Genomic DNA, 17,223 nt, shown 5'->3' on the forward strand with positions numbered 1-17,223 from the left:
CAACATCAAGCGTAGGGACGTAGCGCATCGCTCGGCAGCTCCACCCAGCAACGGCCGGCAGCATGTTGATCGAGCAGCGCATCACCGACCTGAGGCGGAACAATGGCCTGCAATAGTTGTCCGGGCATACCTTCGATGCGCAGCGTCATCCGGTAGTTGCTGCCGAGAAACACACCATCCTGAACTTCCGCCAGAAAGGTGTTCGCGGGCGGCAAACTGCCCGACTCGCCCAAGCGGATGGCTTCCGGACGCACAAACAGACGGCCGCGCTCGGCCGCCGGCGCCTCGTGCACCTGCAAGACCTGACGGCCGACGCGCACATGCGCACCGTCCACGCGCTCATAGCCCAGCCAGTTCGCCTCACCGACAAAGTCCGCGATAAAGGCCGTGGCCGGACGGCGATACAGTTCCCGCGGCGTGCCGAACTGCTCAATCCGCCCCCCGTTCATGACCGCAATACGGTCGGCCATTTCCATCGCCTCGTCCTGATCATGCGTCACCATCAGCGTCGTGATGGCCAGACGACGCTGCAGCGTGCGCAGTTCTGCGCGCAGGTGCGTACGCACTCGGGCATCCAGGGCCGACATAGGCTCATCCAGCAACAGCAAGGACGGCGCCGGAGCGAGCGCTCGCGCCAAGGCGACGCGCTGCTGCTGACCGCCCGACAATTGCCCGGGATACTTTTGGGCCGCGCCCGACAGACCGACCAGATCCAGCATTTCTTCGACTCGTGCGGCCACATGCTGGCGGTGCGCGCGCTGGCCGCTCAAGCCATAAGCCACGTTCTGCGTCACCGTCAGATTGGGGAATAGGGCATACGACTGAAACAGAATGCCGTAGTCGCGCTCGGCCGGGGAGGCGCGGGAAATATCGCGCCCGGTCAGGATGATCGTGCCGCTGTCCTGAGAGTCCAATCCGGCAATAGCGCGCAAAAGCGTCGTCTTGCCGCAGCCCGAAGGGCCAAGGAGACAAACCAGTTCACCTGCGCGAATGTCCAGCGACACATCCGCCAATGCGGTGTGCTTACCAAAACGCTTCACGAGATTGCGCACCGACAGAAAAGTGTCGTCGGCTAGGCTCATTACTCCTCCCTTGCGGATGCTTGCCTGGCCGCCAGTATCGGGAGTTTTCATTGACCGTTTATGACAGTCCACGAAAATGCAGTAATGAAATCATCAAAAACTTTTGGTCTACTGGCGGCCCTTATCGCTTTTTAGGCGCGCCGTCGGCGCGACTCTTCCCTCTTGCTCGTCGCCGAACTCAAATCCTTCTACGCGGTCGCCCGTTGCGGCTCAGTGACCAAAGCCGCAACACAACTGGGAGTAAGCCAGCCCACTGTGACAGGCCAATTACGCCAATTGGAGTCCCGCTACGGGATCGAATTGTTTTATCGCCAGGGGCGTTCTCTGCGACTGTCCGATGCCGGGCACCGCCTGATGCCTTTGGTCGAAAAACTGATGCTTCAAGAAAGCGAAATTGAGTTCCGCCTGCGTGACGCCCGCGAACTTCGCGAAGGCAATTTGCGCATAGGCGCGACCGGCCCTTTCTACATCATGGATACGGTCAAGCGATATAACGAACGCTATCCGGGCATCGAACTGAGCCTGACCATAGGCAACTCACAAAGCGTGCTCAAAGCACTGCACGAGTACCGCATCGAGATCGCTACGTCCTCCTATGTGATGGACGACAAGCATCTGTATCGCCGCATGATCGCCGCTGACCCCCTGCGCGTCGTGCTGCACCGCGAACATCCGCTGGCCAGCCGCACCTCGGTCACGCTGGCCGATTTGCAGCCTTACACCCTGCTGCTGCGCGAACCCGGTTCCATGACAAGGCAACTGACCGAACAGGCCTTGAGCGACGCCAGCATTACCCCCAGTCGGGTACTGGAGATCGGCAGCCGGGAGTCCATCCGGCAGGCGGTCCAATGCAATCTGGGCATCAGCCTGATCCCGGCACGCGAAGTGCCCGCCTACGCGGAACTGGCCACACTGGACCTCTCGGACTGCCGTATTCTCATGCACGAATATCTGTACTACCTGCGCGAGCGCCAGCCCGTGCAATTGATCGCACGTTTTCTGGAACTGGCGCCGCAGGCTGAACAGCCCGCCCAAAGTTCGCCATCAATCGCAACAACATAGGCCCCCTTGCGCCATCAAGGCTCTGGACCTGGCCAGAAACACTAAGCCTCCCGAAAAGACCTGGACGCCCTGCCCAGAATTGGCCCCTCTCAAGCCACAGCTAAGCGCGACGGCCAGACCCAAACAGCTTGCCGGAGCGCCCTTGGCTCGATGAGTCTCGATACGCTCATAAAACAATAGCCCTAGCCTGCAACATTGCTAAACCAGAATCTAACGATGGATGGTTGGACGCCGAAAACGGAATTTCTTAGATGGACAGACATACCCCTTCTCCAGGGCAAAAACCTGAGCAACATTAATCGGGCTGTATTCCTGAACGGTTTTCTTCCCGCCCTCATCAGCCATGGCCTGGACCTTGATCATCCCAGCTGAAACCGCATTCGCTGCGGATGATTCCCTGGAAATGCCACCATCACGTCGGCACCCGCTGCAGCCTTGGCCAACAAGGACTGGACTTCTTTCTGGCGGGCAGCGCCAATATCGCCCCACCGTCGGCCTCTTGCTGCCCCTTGAGACTAGGTTCGCACACTCGTCTTCGCTCTTCGTCAATGCTTTCAATTGTGGCGTAACCCGATTTTCAATCGGCAATACAGTCGCTTACAATCTTTGACTTAATTAATCGGTACAGCACCGCACCGGTCGGCCAGGCATATGCTGAGCACGACAAAAAACTCATACCCTTGCTCACTGCAATGGCATTCATCGGCATCGTATAAATAATATTTACACCGATGAATACCAAACCTCGCGCCACGACCATAGAAATGAAAATAGACTTAAAGAAACTTATACTAATATTATCTTTATTAAGCCTATCTATTACACTTTCAAATTCTTTATTTGCCTCTTTTAGAGTGCAAAAAGAATCATTAATTCACAACACGCTTGAGTCAAACTATGCCTATGCTACAAAAATAGCTTTCAGCGTAAGAGATCTCATGAGTTCAGCGAGCACCCAACTGCTCTATTCATCAAGAATTCTTTCTCAAGATTTCAAAAACAAAAAACTCCTCGATGATGAGGCGAAAAGAATAAGAAATCAGTCGAATATTTTTAACTCTGTTTTTATTGCAAACAACGAAGGCGTGGTCTTGGCCACTGACCCAGACCTAGGCATAAAGGGTCAAACCCTATCGTCAGCCGGATCAGAAATCGCCCTACGCGAAAAAAAACCATTCATAAGTGATCCATTCATTGCACAAACAGGGCGGCTTCTAATAACAGTCTCTCAGCCCATATTTGACAATGAGGAAGTCTATTTGGGATACATCAGCGGCACGATATATTTAAACGATCCGAGTATACTAAACCATATGCTTAACAAGCATTTCCATATAGACGGATCATATATTTATGTCGTCGACGATGAGAGACGGATAATATTTCACCCCGATAAAAAAAGAATTGGCGATCAAGTAAATGGAAATCCAGTCATTGATGATATTTCCAATAAAAACTCTGGCCTTAAGCAAATAGTCAATAGCGAGGGAATCGAAATGCTCGCCGGGTATCACTATGTGCCAGAAGTTGGCTGGGGAATCGTTACGCAACGCCCCTTGTCAAGCACGCTTGAGCCGATGAACGAGCTAATTTACCGAGTCATGCTCAATGCTTTGCCAATGACAATTTTGCTTATATTATTTATTGTTCAGTGCGCAAGAATAATTTCCAAACCTCTTCGACGACTTGCAGAGGGCGCGTCGACGATGGACATAGGCCAAATCAAGACTACCAAAGCCTGGTATTTCGAAACTATGGCCTTACAAAAAGCATTGATTTCTGGCATTAGCTTTATGCAAGGCAAGATAGATAAACTCAACTCCGATGTAGCTAAAGACGCTCTGACTGGATTAGCGAACAGAAGGGTATACGAGATATGCATCAACACTTGGGAGTCATACCACCGCTCGGTCGCCATCATCGCCATTGATATCGATCACTTTAAAAAAGTTAACGATACCTATGGCCATGCTGTAGGCGATGAAGTATTAAAGAAGCTGTCAGAGATCATGTCCTCATGCGCAAGGGCTGCTGACGTCGTCTGTCGAATTGGAGGGGAAGAGTTCCTCATCTTGGCGCCCGCAATGAGTCGCGATTCAGCAAAGGAAATGGCCGAACGAATTAGGGTCCAAGTTAGCGAATACGATTTCAATACTGTGGGCAATATCACTATTTCGCTTGGTGTCGCAGTTTGGCCCTACGATTGCAGCAAGCTATCCCAACTAAGCAAAATGGCAGACGATATGCTTTACCAGGCCAAAGCCAACGGACGAAATCGTGTCGAAACAGCAGACGAATTGGAATAAAGATTGGAGACCCATCCCGCTTTTGCTGCCTTCCTAAGCGGGAAAAATCCCCTATTGCCCCGTAGAAGCCTCTGCCTCAACTCACAACTGAGGGCATTGGCGACAAGGAGACGACGCCCAAAGCTGGACGACCAAACACAAGGACGCACCGACGCCGGCGATTATCTAAGGCAAAACGACGGTGGCGGAGGCTGGCCGGACCGCGGTCGGAGGTCAAGCATCGGGCCGGGGAAGGCGGGCTTGATCTGAATGACACCCTGCGCGCCAGCCTTCATGGCCTGTGGCGCAGTACGGGTTCCGCTCAAGGAGTGGCAAGCGGCTGACGACGTAGCGATGCAGGGGAGATGCCTAACCTAGGCAGGGTCTACCGGGTCCAGCCATGAAGCAGATGGCCTGAGCGCCCTCACACCTTGAGGCCTAGGATTGAAATGACAGCTGGCGGGCCAGCCTGAGCATGCTGCCGGTCATTTCGACATCGCCATCATTGGGTGAGCAGCACAGAAAAAAAGAGGGGTGCCTTAGCACCCCTCCCCTTACTACCCGGTAACGGCCCAAACCGGCAATCTTGCTGGCTGCTCGCGAGGCAAGCGGCCAGCGACTGCGATCAGCGCTTGGGAACGTCGCGCACGACCGAGCCGGTGTACAACTGGCGCGGACGGCCAATTTTGTACTCGGGGTCGGACAGCATTTCGTTCCACTGGGCAATCCAGCCCACCGTACGGGCCAGCGCGAAGATGGCCGTGAACAGCGAGGTCGGGATGCCGATAGCGCGTTGCACGATGCCCGAATAGAAATCGACGTTCGGGTAGAGCTTGCGCTGCACGAAGTAATCGTCTTCCAGGGCGATGCGCTCGAGTTCCATGGCCAGCTTGAACAGCGGGTCATTCTCGAGGCCCAGGGCACCCAGCACTTCCTTGCAGGTTTCCTGCATCAGCTTGGCGCGCGGGTCATAGTTTTTGTAGACACGGTGGCCAAAGCCCATCAGGCGCACGCCCGAGTTCTTATCCTTGACCTTCTCCATGAACTCGCCGACCTTTTCCACGCCGCCATTGGCCTGCAACTCTTCGAGCATTTGCAGGCAGGCTTCGTTGGCGCCGCCATGAGCCGGCCCCCAGAGGCAGGCCACGCCGGCAGCGATAGCGGCAAAGGGGTTGGTGCCCGACGAACCGCACAAACGCACGGTGGAGGTCGAGGCGTTCTGCTCGTGGTCGGCGTGCAGAATGAAGATGCGGTCCAGGGCGCGCTCGACCACTTCGTTGACCTTGTACTCTTCGCAAGGCGTGGCGAACATCATGCGCAGGAAGTTGCCGGTGTACGACAGATTGTTCTGCGGATAGATGAAAGGCTGGCCCTGCGAGTACTTATAGGCCATCGCGACCAGCGTCGGCATCTTGGCGATCAGGCGGATTGCCGAGATGTGGCGGTGCTGGGCGTTGGTGATGTCGGTCGAGTCGTGGTAGAAGGCCGACAATGCGCCCACCAGGCCGGTCAGCACTGCCATCGGATGCGCATCACGACGGAAGCCGCGCAGGAAGAAGTGCAACTGCTCGTTGACCAAGGTGTGATGGGTCACTTGCGAGTCGAAATCCGTCTTCTGAGCGCCGTCGGGCAGTTCGCCGTTCAAGATCAGGTAGCAGATGTCCAGGAAGTCGCAGTTGACAGCCAGCTGCTCAATCGGATAACCGCGATACAGCAATTCGCCCTTGTCGCCGTCGATGTAGGTAATACCCGAGGAAGTGGCGGCCGTCGACATGAAGCCAGGGTCATAGGTGAACATGCCGGTCTGGCCGTACAGCTTGCGGATGTCGATAACATCCGGGCCGACCGTGCCCTTGTACACCGGGAGTTCGATAGCTGCGCTGCCGTCGGATAGGGACAGAGTGGCTTTTTTATCAGACAAATTCATCGCTGTTTCCTCGTAATGAATCAGAGCTCTCGCATCTGGGCAATGATGGCGCGCAGCCTAGGGGTATCCAACTCACCCTCAAGTTCTTTGCGCGCCAGCAGCAGATCAAGCAGATCATTGTCGCCAAGCTCGAAGAGCTGCGTTAGCACCGATACGTCGTCGTCGGTAAGCTGAAGCTCATTGGCATCCAGATACCGGGTGATGATGAGGTCGTTCTCGAGCAAGCCGCGGCGCGCGCGCCAGCGGAGCCGAGCCCTTTGCAATTCCGTCAGCTTGCTCATTGAAGGCCTTTAATACCAATAAACACTAGACCGTACGCCGGACCATCAGTTCTTTGATCTTGCCGATCGCCTTGGTCGGGTTCAGCCCCTTGGGACAGACGTCGACACAGTTCATGATCGTGTGGCAGCGGAACAAACGGTAGGGATCTTCCAGATTGTCCAGACGGCGGCCGGTCGCTTCGTCGCGGCTGTCGGCGATGAAGCGGTAGGCTTGCAGCAAGCCGGCAGGGCCGACGAACTTGTCTGGATTCCACCAGAACGACGGGCAGGAAGTCGAGCAGCAAGCGCACAGAATGCACTCGTACAAGCCGTCCAGTTCCTCGCGCGCCTCGGGCGACTGCAGACGCTCGCGCTCGGGCGGCGGCGTGTCGTTGATGAGGAAGGGGCTAACGGAATGGTACTGGTTGAAGAAGTGCGTCATGTCCACGATCAGGTCGCGGATCACGGGCAGACCAGGCAGGGGCTTCAGAACGATGGGTTCTTTCAGCTCGCGCAGATTGGTCGTGCAGGCCAGGCCGTTCTTGCCATTGATATTCATGGCATCGGAACCGCACACACCCTCGCGGCAGGACCGGCGCAAGGCCAGGCTGTCGTCGACGTCGTTCTTGATGCGCACCAGCGCATCCAGCAGCATCTTGTCAGTCGGCTGAAGCTCGACTTCCAGTTTCTGCATGTAGGGACGCTCGTCCTTGTCCGGGTCGTAGCGGTAGATTTCGAATTTAACGATTCGTTTGGAGCTCATGCCAGCATCCTGCTTAGAAAGTACGGGCCTTGGGCGGGAAAGAGTCGACCGTCAGAGGCTTCATCTGAACCGGCTTGTAATCCAGGCGGCTGCCTTCGGAATACCACAGCGTATGCTTGAGCCAGTTTTCGTCGTCGCGGTTCGGGTGGTCGTTCAAGGCGTGAGCGCCACGGCTTTCGGTGCGATTGGCGGCCGACTTGATGGTGGCGCGAGCCACTTCCGTCATATTGGCCAGTTCCAGCGCTTCGACGCGGGCGGTGTTGAACACCTTGGACTTATCCTTGAAGAAAATATTCTGCGCAACTTGAGCCAGGTCCTCGATCTGACCGACACCCTCGTTAAGCAGATCCAGCGTGCGGAACACGCCGCAGTGACGCTGCATCGACATGCGGATGGCGTTGGCCACGTCCTGAGTCTTTTCCCCCGAGGTGCGGGCTTCCAGCTTGTTGACGCGTTCCAGCGAGAAGTCGACGGCTTCCTTGGGCAGCGGCTTGTGGGCGTGCTGACGCTCGGGATGCGAATTGACGATGTGGTTGCCGGTAGCGCGGCCGAAAACGATCAGATCCAGCAGCGAGTTCGTGCCCAGGCGGTTGGCGCCGTGCACCGACACCGCCGCGCATTCGCCGACAGCGTACAGGCCATTGATGATCTTGTTCTCGCCATTGACACGCTCGAGCACCTGACCATGATAGTTGGCCGGAATGCCGCCCATCTGGTAGTGAATCGTCGGCACCACCGGAATCGGCTCCTTGATCGGGTCGACGTTACCGAACTTGATGGCGATTTCGCGAATGGAAGGCAGACGCTTGTTGATGACGTCGGCGCCGAGGTGGTCCAGCTTGAGCACCACATAGCTGCCGTCCGGACCGCAACCACGGCCTTCCTTGATTTCCTGGTCCATCGAGCGAGACACGAAGTCACGCGGGGCCAGATCCTTCAAGGTGGGCGCGTAGCGCTCCATGAAGCGCTCGCCATCCTTGTTCAACAGAATGCCGCCTTCGCCGCGCACGCCTTCGGTGATCAGCACGCCTGCGCCCGCCACGCCGGTCGGGTGGAATTGCCAGAACTCCATATCTTGCAGCGGGATGCCGGCGCGGGCAGCCATGCCCAGACCGTCGCCGGTGTTGATAAAGGCATTGGTCGATGCCGCCCAGATACGGCCGGCGCCGCCGGTGGCCAGCACCGTGGTCTTGGCCTCCAGGATGTAGATGTCGCCGGTTTCCATTTCGAGGGCGGTCACACCTACGACGTCACCGTCTTCGTTGCGCAGCAGGTCCAGGGCCATCCACTCGACGAAGAACTGCGTGCGGGCAGCAACGTTGCGCTGATAGAGCGTATGCAGCAGGGCGTGACCGGTACGGTCAGCCGCAGCACAGGCGCGTTGCACGGGCTTCTCGCCGAAGTTGGCGGTGTGGCCGCCGAACGGGCGCTGATAGATGGTGCCGTCCGGGTTGCGGTCGAAAGGCATGCCGAAGTGCTCAAGCTCGTACACGGCGTTGGGCGCTTCACGGCACATAAACTCGATGGCGTCTTGGTCACCCAGCCAGTCCGACCCCTTGACGGTGTCGTACATATGCCAGTACCAATTGTCTTCGCTCATATTGCCCAGCGAGGCGCTCACCCCGCCCTGCGCCGCAACCGTGTGCGAGCGCGTGGGGAACACTTTGGACAGGACCGCAACCGACAGTCCCGCCTGGGACAGTTGCAGCGAACAGCGCAGGCCGGCTCCGCCGGCGCCCACGACCACCACATCAAACTGGCGGCGCGGCAATGAATTCATGACAGCGACCACGGCTTAGATTCTCCAGATGATTTGCGCGAAGTACACGACCGAGCCAACCAGCCACAAGACGGTCAGCACTTGCAACAGCAGGCGCAAGCCCACCGGCCGGATGTAATCCATCCAGATGTCGCGCACGCCGATCCAGGCGTGCCAGGCCAGCGCAAAGAAAGCGAGCGAGGCCAGAATCTGGCCCAGCGGAATGGCGAAGACGTGGAAGGTGAACAGCGCCTTCCAGTTTTCATAGTTGTAGGCCGGCATAATCAGCAGGCCGATAATCAACACCAGCGTGTAGACGGCCATGATGACCGCCGTGAGGCGTTGAGCGATGAAATCGATGGTGCCGTAATGGGCGCCGACGACCAGGCGCTTGGGACCGTAATTTTTGCTGTCTTGCATCACAGGACTCCGAACAATTTGAGCGCGAAGACCAGGGTCAGCAGCAGGCTGACGACGAACACGGCGGCGGCGCTCTTGCGGCTGGCTGCCTTGTCGATACCGATGTGCAGGTCAAGAGCCAGATAACGGATGCCGGCACAGAAGTGGTGCAAATAGCCCCAGATCAGCGCGAGCAGCACGATCTTGATCAGAGGATTGCCCGCGTATTGGGCCACTTGAGCGAAGCTCTCGGGCGAGGCCACGCTGGCCGCGAACAGCGGCACGATGACCAAGGGCAAACAGAGGAACAGCAAAGCGCCGCTGGCGCGATGCAGGATGGACAGTTTGCCGGCCAGGGGCAGGCGATAACTGAGGATTTGCGGAACGCTGATATTGCGAAACTGCGGACGCGGCTTGGCAGCTGAGTCGGACATGACGGCCTCGATGTTTCGGAACTAAGGAAACGTGCAGATGAAAATACTATTGCCCTCGCGAGCAAACGCTCTATTTTCGCTCAGAGAACGGGTTAGTATCAAATCGTAGGGAAAAATTCATCAATTCAAACTATTGCGGTAGTGATAGTGATCGGTAAGGTAGAGCCCGCGGCGCACCTCCATCGGGCGATCCCCATAGGTGTACGAGATGCGGTCCACTTGCAAAAGCGGGGTACCCGGCGTGACATGCAACAACGGCGCGATCTCTTCCGAGGCCGCCACCGCGCGGATTTTTTCGTCGGCGCGCACCATACTGACCCCGAACTCGGATTCGAACAGCCCATAAAGCGGCGCTCGGTTGGCCTTGAGCAGTTCCAGCGTCAGGCCACGGAAGGCCGCGCCGGGCACCCAGATATCGTCGATGATGGTAGGCGTGTGATTCATGGCGAGCTGGCGCCGGATGGACACCACCGTTTCGCCGGCGCGCACCGCCAAGGCGCGCGCAATCTCTGCCGAGGCACGCACGCGCCGGCACTCCAGCACGCGGCTTTCGGCACGGCCACCTTCGCTGGCCTCATCGGGCGCAAGACGCAGAAAACGGTAGCGCACGCGGGCCTCTTGGTGCGTGGCGACGAAAGTACCCTTGCCTTGGCGGCGCAGCAACATGTGCTCGGCAGCCAATTCATCGACAGCCTTGCGCACCGTGCCCTGGCTTACCTGAAAGCGCGCGGCGAGATCGATTTCGGATGGGATGAGCTCGCCGGGCTTCCATTCGCCTCGTTCGAGGCTTTGGATCAGCAAGTCTTTGATCTGACGGTACAGCGGACTGAAAGCCGCCCCCTCGCCCGCCTGGCGGGCGGTACGGGAGCGTAGCGGAGAGTCGGGCTGAGGGTCTGCCATAAAAGGTCTTGAATTCTTCATATTTGCCCGGTGCCAGGGACGGAGCCGAAGCGTTACGCTGACGGTGCCCGCCTGGCGGGCCTGGGCTGAGACTGACAAAAAGCCCGATGCCGGACAAACACGATATTATTGCACAGGCAGACGCATCGTGTCCAATGTCTTATGTCTTATATAAGATATAAGAGAAATTGACTGAGCCGTGAATTCGATCTAGGATTCCGCCCTGTCGGAGCGCCGTGGCAGACCAGATCGGCGGGCTCCAGGGATTACACTGTTTGGCGCGAGTCTTCCCGCCGTCCATCTATTGGAGAAACTTCATGTCTAAGCCCGCCATGCGTGTCGCCGTCACCGGCGCCGCCGGCCAAATTGGTTACGCCCTGCTGTTCCGCATCGCCTCCGGCGAAATGCTCGGCAAGGATCAGCCCGTCATCCTGCAACTGCTCGAGATCCCCGACGAAAAAGCCCAGAAGGCGCTCAAGGGTGTGATCATGGAGTTGGAAGACTGCGCCTTCCCCCTGCTTCAGGAAGTCACCGCGCACGCCGACCCCAAGACCGCCTTCAAGGACGCCGACGTCGCCCTGCTGGTCGGCGCCCGCCCGCGCGGCCCCGGCATGGAGCGCAAGGATCTGCTGACCGTCAACGCCCAGATCTTCACGGCTCAGGGCCGCGCCCTGAACGAAGTGGCCAGCCGTAACGTCAAGGTGCTGGTCGTCGGCAACCCGGCCAACACCAACGCCTACATCGCCATGAAGTCGGCCCCGGATCTGCCGGCCAAGAACTTCACGGCCATGCTGCGCCTGGACCACAACCGCGCCCTGTCGCAACTGGCTGGCAAGTCTGGCAAGGCTGTCGCCGGCATCGAGAAGCTCATCGTCTGGGGCAACCACTCGCCCACGATGTATCCCGACTACCGTTTCGCCACCGTTGACGGCCAGCCGCTGGCCAAGCTGATCAACGACGAAGCCTGGAACCGCGACACCTTCATCCCGACCGTGGGCAAGCGCGGCGCGGCCATCATCGAAGCCCGCGGCCTGTCTTCGGCTGCCTCGGCCGCCAACGCCGCCATCGACCACGTCCGTGACTGGGTTCTGGGCAGCAACGGCAAGTGGGTCACCATGGGCATCCCCTCGGATGGCTCCTATGGCATCCCGGAAGGCATCATCTACGGCTTCCCCGTCACCACGGCCAACGGCGAATACACCATGGTCAAGGACCTGGAAGTCGACGCTTTCTCGCGTGAGCGCATGGACTTCACGCTGAAAGAGCTGCTGGAAGAGCGTGATGGCATCAAGGATCTGCTGAAGTAATCGCATGTTCCAGATTGGGCCCGCATGATGCGGGCCCAATTTCCAAGAGCGGCCGCTTTTTCCTCCCAATGCCCAGTGCTGCGGACGATTGTCATCAGCGGGACAGAATAGCGTCGCCGCCTCCGCTAAGGTAAGTCCGTCCATAACAACGATCCCCGGCGGCTCATGCCGGCATCGGAGACCCATACCCATGTCCAGACCCGAATCCCCCGGCGCCCGCTTTCGCCGCGCCTTGGCCGAAGAACAGCCGCTGCAAATCGTCGGCGCCATCAATGCCAACCACGCCCTGCTGGCCAAGCGCGCCGGCTACCGGGCCATCTACCTGTCGGGCGGCGGCGTGGCGGCGGGCTCGCTGGGCCTGCCCGATCTGGGCATCAACACCCTGGATGATGTCCTCACCGACGTGCGCCGCATCACCGACGTCTGCGATCTGCCACTGCTGGTCGATATCGATACCGGCTTCGGCCCCTCGGCCTTCAACATCGCACGCTCCGTCAAGAGCCTGATCAAGTTCGGCGCGGCGGCCTGCCATATCGAAGATCAGGTCGGCGCCAAGCGCTGCGGCCATCGTCCCGGCAAGGAAATCGTCAGCACGGAAGAAATGGCAGACCGCGTCAAAGCCGCAGCCGACGCACGCACCGACAGCGACTTCTACCTGATTGCCCGCACCGACGCCATCGCCTCGCACGGCGTGGACGCCGCCATCGAACGCGCCCTGGCCTGCGTAGCGGCTGGCGCCGATGCCATCTTCGCCGAAGCGGCCTACGACCTGGCTACCTATCGCCGCTTTGTCGATGCAGTGAAGGTGCCGGTACTGGCCAACATCACCGAGTTTGGCCAAACGCCGCTGTTCTCCGTCGATGAGCTCAAACAGTCGGGCGTGGGCATGGTGCTCTACCCGCTGTCGGCCTTCCGTGCCATGAACAAGGCTGCCGAAGCCGTGTACGAGGCCATCCGCCGCGATGGCCACCAGAAAAATGTGCTGAACTTGATGCAGACCCGCGAAGAGCTCTACGATCGAATCGGCTATCACGCCTTCGAATCGCAGCTCGATTCGCTGTTCGCCAAGGACAAGTCGAACTAAGGCATGCCGCGCCAGCCCTACAGGGTGGGCCGGCCTCATCTATTCCCATCGGAAGGAGCACCAGAGCCATGAGCACCTCTCAGAAAAAGACCGCGCCACAGTCCTCGGCAACACAGACAGCCTCCCCGGAGCAAACCGGCTTCAAACCCAAGAAGTCCGTCGCCCTGTCTGGCGTGGTTGCCGGCAACACCGCGCTATGTACCGTTGGCCGTAGCGGCAATGACCTGCACTACCGGGGTTACGACATCCTGGACTTTGCCGATGTCGCCGAATTCGAAGAGATCGCCCACCTGCTGGTGCACGGCAAACTGCCCAACAAAGCCGAGCTGAAAGCCTACAAGGAAAAGCTGCGCTCTCTGCGCGGCCTGCCGGCCCAGCTGCAGACCGCACTGGAGTCACTGCCTGCCGCCAGCCATCCGATGGATGTGATGCGCACGGCAACATCGGTGCTGGGCTGCGTCTTGCCCGAAAAGGATGATCACAATATCCCCGGCGCGCGCGACATCGCCGACCGCCTGATGGCCAACCTGGGCTCCGCCCTGCTGTATTGGTATCACTACAGCCACAACGGCCGCATCATCGATGTCCAGACCGACGACGACAGCATCGGCGGGCACTTCCTGCACCTGCTGCATGGCCAAAAGCCCTCCGATGAGTGGGTGCGCGCCATGCACACCTCGCTGATTCTGTACGCAGAGCATGAGTTCAACGCCTCGACCTTCACGAGTCGAGTGATCGCTGGCACGGGTTCGGACATGTATTCCGCCATCACCGGCGCCATCGGCGCGCTGCGTGGCCCCAAGCACGGCGGCGCCAATGAGGTGGCATTTGAAGTGCAGCAACGCTATGACTCGCCCGATGAGGCCGAGGCCGACATTCGCCGGCGCGTCGAGAACAAGGAAGTCATCATTGGCTTCGGCCACCCGGTCTACACCATTTCCGACCCGCGCAACAAGGTCATCAAGGAAGTGGCCCGCAAGCTGTCCAAGAAAGCCGGCAGCACCAAGATGTTCGACATCGCCGACCGGCTTGAAAGCGTGATGTGGGACGCCAAAAAGATGTTCCCCAATCTGGATTGGTTCTCGGCCGTCAGCTACCACGTGATGGGCGTGCCCACCGCGATGTTCACGCCGCTGTTCGTGATCGCACGCACCGCCGGCTGGTCCGCACACATTATTGAACAGCGCATCGACAACAAGATCATCCGGCCGACCGCCAATTACACTGGCCCGGAAAACCAGAAGTACCTACCTCTGGAAAAACGCAAGTAAGACCTATGCGGACAGGGCCATCCGGGCCCTGTCCCTTGCAAGGCCCACCGCTGCGCAAAAGCGGCATGCGCAACACAGCGCGCGCTCTCGCCTACAATGGCGTGTTTCTCAACAAGGACGCGCTACCATGGGCATGCTCTGGGTCAAGACTTTTCACATTGTCTTTGTCGCTTCGTGGTTTGCGGGGCTGTTTTACCTGCCGCGCATCTACGTGAATCTGGCGCAGCAATCGGACCCCGCCGTCCAAAGCTGTCTTATCGGCATGGCCCGCCGCCTCTACCGCTTCATGACCATACTGGCCGTGCCGGCCGTTCTACTGGGCATGTGGCTCTATGTCGGCTATGGCATAGGCCTGGGCCCGGGCAATGGCTGGATGCATGCCAAACTGTTGTTGGTGATTCTGCTGATCGGCTATCACCATGCCTGTGGCTCGATGCTGCGTAAGTTCGAACAGGGCCGCAACCAGCGATCGCACAAGTTCTATCGCTGGTTTAACGAAATTCCTGTCGTGCTGCTGGTGCTGGTGGTGGCGCTCGTCGTCCTCAAACCATTTTGATGACCTTATCCGCCTTCCCGTATGTCCCAAGATGAAAATGATCGTCCGCGCAAAACCCTGACGATCAAAGCGAAGCCGTCTCCCGACGGCAATGACGCACCGTTGCGGCGCAAGCGCAGCGGCGCCCGTGCGCGTCAGGCCGCACAGATCGAACGCGCCCACTACACCCGCGCCGAGAGCCCGCCCGCCCGCGAACCCGAAGCCGCCAGCGGCTACGCGGAGCGCCCAGCCCAGCGCAGCCGGCCTCAACCCTATGCGGCGGCAAGCCGCGGCACCCGGTCTCGCGGTGATGACCAGGCCGGCGAGAACCGCCGCCGCAGCGGCATGGGAGTGGTGCGCGCCGATACGCCAGCGCCCGACTGGGACGATGTGTTCGCGGGCGATGCCCAAGGCCCGGGACTCACTGAAGACAGCCCGGTCGAGGTGGATAGCCCGCAAGCCTATCGCCGCCGGCGCCATAGCGGCCGTCAAGCCGAGATTTTCCGTTGCTATGCGCCATGCCCCCAAGGCCTGGAAGACGCGCTGACCGCCGAAATGCAGGCACTGGGCTTTGACGATGCGCAGGCCGGGCGCGCCGGCTGCGGCTTTACCAGCGACTGGTCGGGCATTCAGCGCGCCAATCTGTATTCGCGTCTGGCTGCCCGCATTCTGGTGCAGGTGGGCGCAGGCAATCTCAACCATGAGGATGAGCTGCTTGACCTTGCCTACAGCGTGCCCTGGGAAAACTGGTTCGGCCCCGAGGACACCCTACGCGTAGATACCTCGGCCATCAAAAGCCCGGTTCATAGCTTGCAGTACTGCAATCTGCGCGTCAAAGACGGCATCTGCGACCGCTTGCGCGACCGCGAAGGCGCGCGCCCCAGCATCGATACGGTGCGCCCGGACGCCCGCGTGCAGTTGTTCATGGAAGGCACACACGCCACGCTTTACCTGGATACCTCTGGCGAATCGCTGTTCAAGCGCGGCTGGCGTCTGGACAAGGGCGAAGCCCCGCTGCGTGAGAACCTCGCCGCCGGTATGCTGGCTTTGGCCGGCTGGGACCCGTCGGCGCCGCTGCTGGACCCCTTCTGCGGCAGTGGCACAATTCTGATTGAGGCCGCTTGGATCGCGCTGGGCGTGCCGCCCGGCATCTCGCGTCCGTTTGGTTTCGAGCGCATGCGCCAACATGACGCACGCCGCTGGCGTGATCTCAAAGATGACGCCCGCTCCCGCATCCGCACACAGCTCGAGACGCCGCTCATCGGCTATGACATCGATGAGCGTGCCATCGAGTTCGCCCGTGCGAACGCCGAGCGCGCCTGGTTGACCGAAGAGACCATCCGCTTCGAGGTTGGCGATGCCCGCCACGTCAAGGCTCCCGCGAGCCAGGGCTGGATCGTCACCAATCCGCCATACGGCGAGCGCATGGAAATCGCTGATGACTTTTGGCGTGAGTGGTCGGCCTGCCTGAAACACGAATTTGCCGGCTGGCAGGCGCATATCATTTCAAGCGACATGAAACTGCCCCAACGTATGCGCCTGAAGCCGGTGCGCCGTATCCCGCTGCACAACGGCTCACTGGATTGCCGCCTGTTCGCATTTGAGCTCGTGCAGGCCGGCTATCGCGACGGCCCCAGTGGCCTCCTTTAGACGCATTTGCGTAGACCGGAGCCGCCCAAGCCCAGACATCAGTTGTAAAACTGCTGCAATGCCGCAACATTAAGGTGCAAAGCAAGCTCACAGAGGCTCCGTATTGGGGCATTATCAGTACAGGCGTGTTGCACAAATACACGGTGTGGTCACAGCAAGGCTTGCAATCATCTAGGGTAAACCCTATAATTCGGGTTAACCCTAGAGCATAAACAAGTCAGCCCGATGGAGGCTATCGTGAACAACCTGTACAACACTACCCGCCTGACCGACGAACTTGAACGCCAACTGATGCTGCAAGCGATGGAAGAGCAGTTTCGGCCCCACCCGGTGCGCGCCATGGCTAACGGCCTGCGCAAACTGAGCCACGGCCTCAAGTCGCTGTTGGGCAAGAACGACTCGGCCGCCGCCTGAGCGCCACGCCTGGGCTAGGCCCAGGCACACGCTGTACCGAATTCGGAACCTTGTGTTCCTCTTGATTTTCCCCTTGGGGGCTGCAAAGCCC

16 protein-coding genes are annotated in these 17,223 nt (G+C 59.2%); 8 read left to right on the top strand and 8 right to left on the bottom strand.

Annotation, left to right across the window (positions count from 1 at the left end):
- Nucleotides 1-5: 5 nt before the first annotated feature.
- Nucleotides 6-1,082, bottom strand: coding sequence for a putative 2-aminoethylphosphonate ABC transporter ATP-binding protein (locus U0029_RS11460; RefSeq protein ID WP_012416872.1), 1,077 nt, complete (start codon nucleotides 1,080-1,082; stop codon nucleotides 6-8).
- A gap of 162 nt (nucleotides 1,083-1,244) precedes the next feature.
- Between U0029_RS11460 and U0029_RS11465 the strand changes: the two genes are divergently transcribed.
- Both U0029_RS11465 and U0029_RS11470 read left to right on the top strand, forming a co-directional pair.
- On the top strand, nucleotides 1,245-2,144 hold the full coding sequence (locus tag U0029_RS11465) for a LysR family transcriptional regulator (RefSeq protein WP_114851839.1): 900 nt from the start codon (nucleotides 1,245-1,247) through the stop codon (nucleotides 2,142-2,144).
- Between the two features lie 731 nt (nucleotides 2,145-2,875).
- Nucleotides 2,876-4,450: a sensor domain-containing diguanylate cyclase gene (locus U0029_RS11470; protein WP_114851838.1), complete on the top strand. Its 1,575-nt coding sequence runs from the start codon at nucleotides 2,876-2,878 to the stop codon at nucleotides 4,448-4,450.
- Between the two features lie 604 nt (nucleotides 4,451-5,054).
- Here the strand turns inward: U0029_RS11470 and U0029_RS11475 are convergent.
- The 7 genes from U0029_RS11475 to U0029_RS11505 all read right to left on the bottom strand — a co-directional run bounded on the left by U0029_RS11475 (nucleotide 5,055) and on the right by U0029_RS11505 (nucleotide 10,871).
- Nucleotides 5,055-6,356, bottom strand: coding sequence for a citrate synthase (locus U0029_RS11475; protein ID WP_012416869.1), 1,302 nt, complete (start codon nucleotides 6,354-6,356; stop codon nucleotides 5,055-5,057).
- 20 nt (nucleotides 6,357-6,376) lie between these two features.
- Nucleotides 6,377-6,637: a succinate dehydrogenase assembly factor 2 gene (locus U0029_RS11480; protein WP_012416868.1), complete on the bottom strand. Its 261-nt coding sequence runs from the start codon at nucleotides 6,635-6,637 to the stop codon at nucleotides 6,377-6,379.
- A gap of 25 nt (nucleotides 6,638-6,662) precedes the next feature.
- Nucleotides 6,663-7,379, bottom strand: a complete 717-nt coding sequence (locus U0029_RS11485) for a succinate dehydrogenase iron-sulfur subunit (protein WP_012416867.1) — start codon at nucleotides 7,377-7,379, stop codon at nucleotides 6,663-6,665.
- Between the two features lie 13 nt (nucleotides 7,380-7,392).
- Nucleotides 7,393-9,171, bottom strand: coding sequence for a succinate dehydrogenase flavoprotein subunit (gene sdhA, locus U0029_RS11490; RefSeq protein ID WP_039051633.1), 1,779 nt, complete (start codon nucleotides 9,169-9,171; stop codon nucleotides 7,393-7,395).
- 3 nt (nucleotides 9,172-9,174) lie between these two features.
- Nucleotides 9,175-9,558 (bottom strand): succinate dehydrogenase, hydrophobic membrane anchor protein, encoded by a 384-nt coding sequence (gene sdhD / locus U0029_RS11495; protein WP_012416865.1) that lies wholly within the window; start codon nucleotides 9,556-9,558, stop codon nucleotides 9,175-9,177.
- Nucleotides 9,558-9,971 carry a succinate dehydrogenase, cytochrome b556 subunit gene (gene sdhC / locus U0029_RS11500; RefSeq protein ID WP_012416864.1) on the bottom strand — a complete coding sequence of 138 codons (414 nt, stop codon included), beginning with the start codon at nucleotides 9,969-9,971 and terminating at the stop codon, nucleotides 9,558-9,560. The genes sdhD and sdhC overlap by 1 nt, the downstream gene beginning before the upstream one ends.
- A 120-nt stretch (nucleotides 9,972-10,091) precedes the next feature.
- Entirely contained in the window at nucleotides 10,092-10,871 is a 780-nt protein-coding gene (locus tag U0029_RS11505) for a GntR family transcriptional regulator (protein WP_012416863.1), read from the bottom strand.
- A 317-nt stretch (nucleotides 10,872-11,188) separates the two neighbouring features.
- Here U0029_RS11505 and U0029_RS11510 point away from each other — a divergent pair, with 317 nt between their 5' ends.
- From U0029_RS11510 to U0029_RS11535, 6 genes are all read left to right on the top strand, one after another.
- Complete coding sequence (locus tag U0029_RS11510) at nucleotides 11,189-12,178, top strand: malate dehydrogenase (RefSeq protein WP_012416862.1); 990 nt, start codon at nucleotides 11,189-11,191, stop codon at nucleotides 12,176-12,178.
- A gap of 190 nt (nucleotides 12,179-12,368) precedes the next feature.
- Entirely contained in the window at nucleotides 12,369-13,262 is an 894-nt protein-coding gene (prpB, locus tag U0029_RS11515; protein WP_012416861.1) for a methylisocitrate lyase, read from the top strand.
- Nucleotides 13,263-13,330: 68 nt separating this feature from the next.
- Nucleotides 13,331-14,533: a bifunctional 2-methylcitrate synthase/citrate synthase gene (prpC, locus tag U0029_RS11520; protein WP_114851837.1), complete on the top strand. Its 1,203-nt coding sequence runs from the start codon at nucleotides 13,331-13,333 to the stop codon at nucleotides 14,531-14,533.
- A 127-nt stretch (nucleotides 14,534-14,660) separates the two neighbouring features.
- On the top strand, nucleotides 14,661-15,089 hold the full coding sequence (locus tag U0029_RS11525; protein WP_012416859.1) for a CopD family protein: 429 nt from the start codon (nucleotides 14,661-14,663) through the stop codon (nucleotides 15,087-15,089).
- 21 nt (nucleotides 15,090-15,110) lie between these two features.
- A complete protein-coding gene (locus tag U0029_RS11530) occupies nucleotides 15,111-16,718 on the top strand; it encodes a THUMP domain-containing class I SAM-dependent RNA methyltransferase (protein ID WP_012416858.1) in 1,608 nt (535 codons plus the stop codon).
- 225 nt (nucleotides 16,719-16,943) lie between these two features.
- A complete protein-coding gene (locus U0029_RS11535; protein ID WP_114851836.1) occupies nucleotides 16,944-17,132 on the top strand; it encodes a hypothetical protein in 189 nt (62 codons plus the stop codon).
- Nucleotides 17,133-17,223: the final 91 nt, after the last annotated feature.

It is taken from the genome of Bordetella avium (assembly GCF_034424645.1).
In the GTDB taxonomy this organism is placed as follows: Bacteria; Pseudomonadota; Gammaproteobacteria; order Burkholderiales; family Burkholderiaceae_B; genus Bordetella; species Bordetella avium.

Excerpts from the sequence above, each read along its gene's own strand:
- U0029_RS11530 (WP_012416858.1), top strand. The coding sequence starts at position 15,111 with ATGTCCCAAGATGAAAATGATCGTCCGCGCAAAACCCTGACGATCAAA.
- U0029_RS11485 (WP_012416867.1), bottom strand. The coding sequence starts at position 7,379 with ATGAGCTCCAAACGAATCGTTAAATTCGAAATCTACCGCTACGACCCG.
- prpC (WP_114851837.1), top strand. The coding sequence starts at position 13,331 with ATGAGCACCTCTCAGAAAAAGACCGCGCCACAGTCCTCGGCAACACAG.
- U0029_RS11480 (WP_012416868.1), bottom strand. The coding sequence starts at position 6,637 with ATGAGCAAGCTGACGGAATTGCAAAGGGCTCGGCTCCGCTGGCGCGCG.
- U0029_RS11470 (WP_114851838.1), top strand. The coding sequence starts at position 2,876 with ATGAATACCAAACCTCGCGCCACGACCATAGAAATGAAAATAGACTTA.
- prpB (WP_012416861.1), top strand. The coding sequence starts at position 12,369 with ATGTCCAGACCCGAATCCCCCGGCGCCCGCTTTCGCCGCGCCTTGGCC.
- U0029_RS11525 (WP_012416859.1), top strand. The coding sequence starts at position 14,661 with ATGGGCATGCTCTGGGTCAAGACTTTTCACATTGTCTTTGTCGCTTCG.
- U0029_RS11475 (WP_012416869.1), bottom strand. The coding sequence starts at position 6,356 with ATGAATTTGTCTGATAAAAAAGCCACTCTGTCCCTATCCGACGGCAGC.
- sdhC (WP_012416864.1), bottom strand. The coding sequence starts at position 9,971 with ATGTCCGACTCAGCTGCCAAGCCGCGTCCGCAGTTTCGCAATATCAGC.
- U0029_RS11460 (WP_012416872.1), bottom strand. The coding sequence starts at position 1,082 with ATGAGCCTAGCCGACGACACTTTTCTGTCGGTGCGCAATCTCGTGAAG.
- U0029_RS11510 (WP_012416862.1), top strand. The coding sequence starts at position 11,189 with ATGTCTAAGCCCGCCATGCGTGTCGCCGTCACCGGCGCCGCCGGCCAA.
- sdhD (WP_012416865.1), bottom strand. The coding sequence starts at position 9,558 with ATGCAAGACAGCAAAAATTACGGTCCCAAGCGCCTGGTCGTCGGCGCC.
- U0029_RS11505 (WP_012416863.1), bottom strand. The coding sequence starts at position 10,871 with ATGGCAGACCCTCAGCCCGACTCTCCGCTACGCTCCCGTACCGCCCGC.
- U0029_RS11535 (WP_114851836.1), top strand. The coding sequence starts at position 16,944 with ATGGAGGCTATCGTGAACAACCTGTACAACACTACCCGCCTGACCGAC.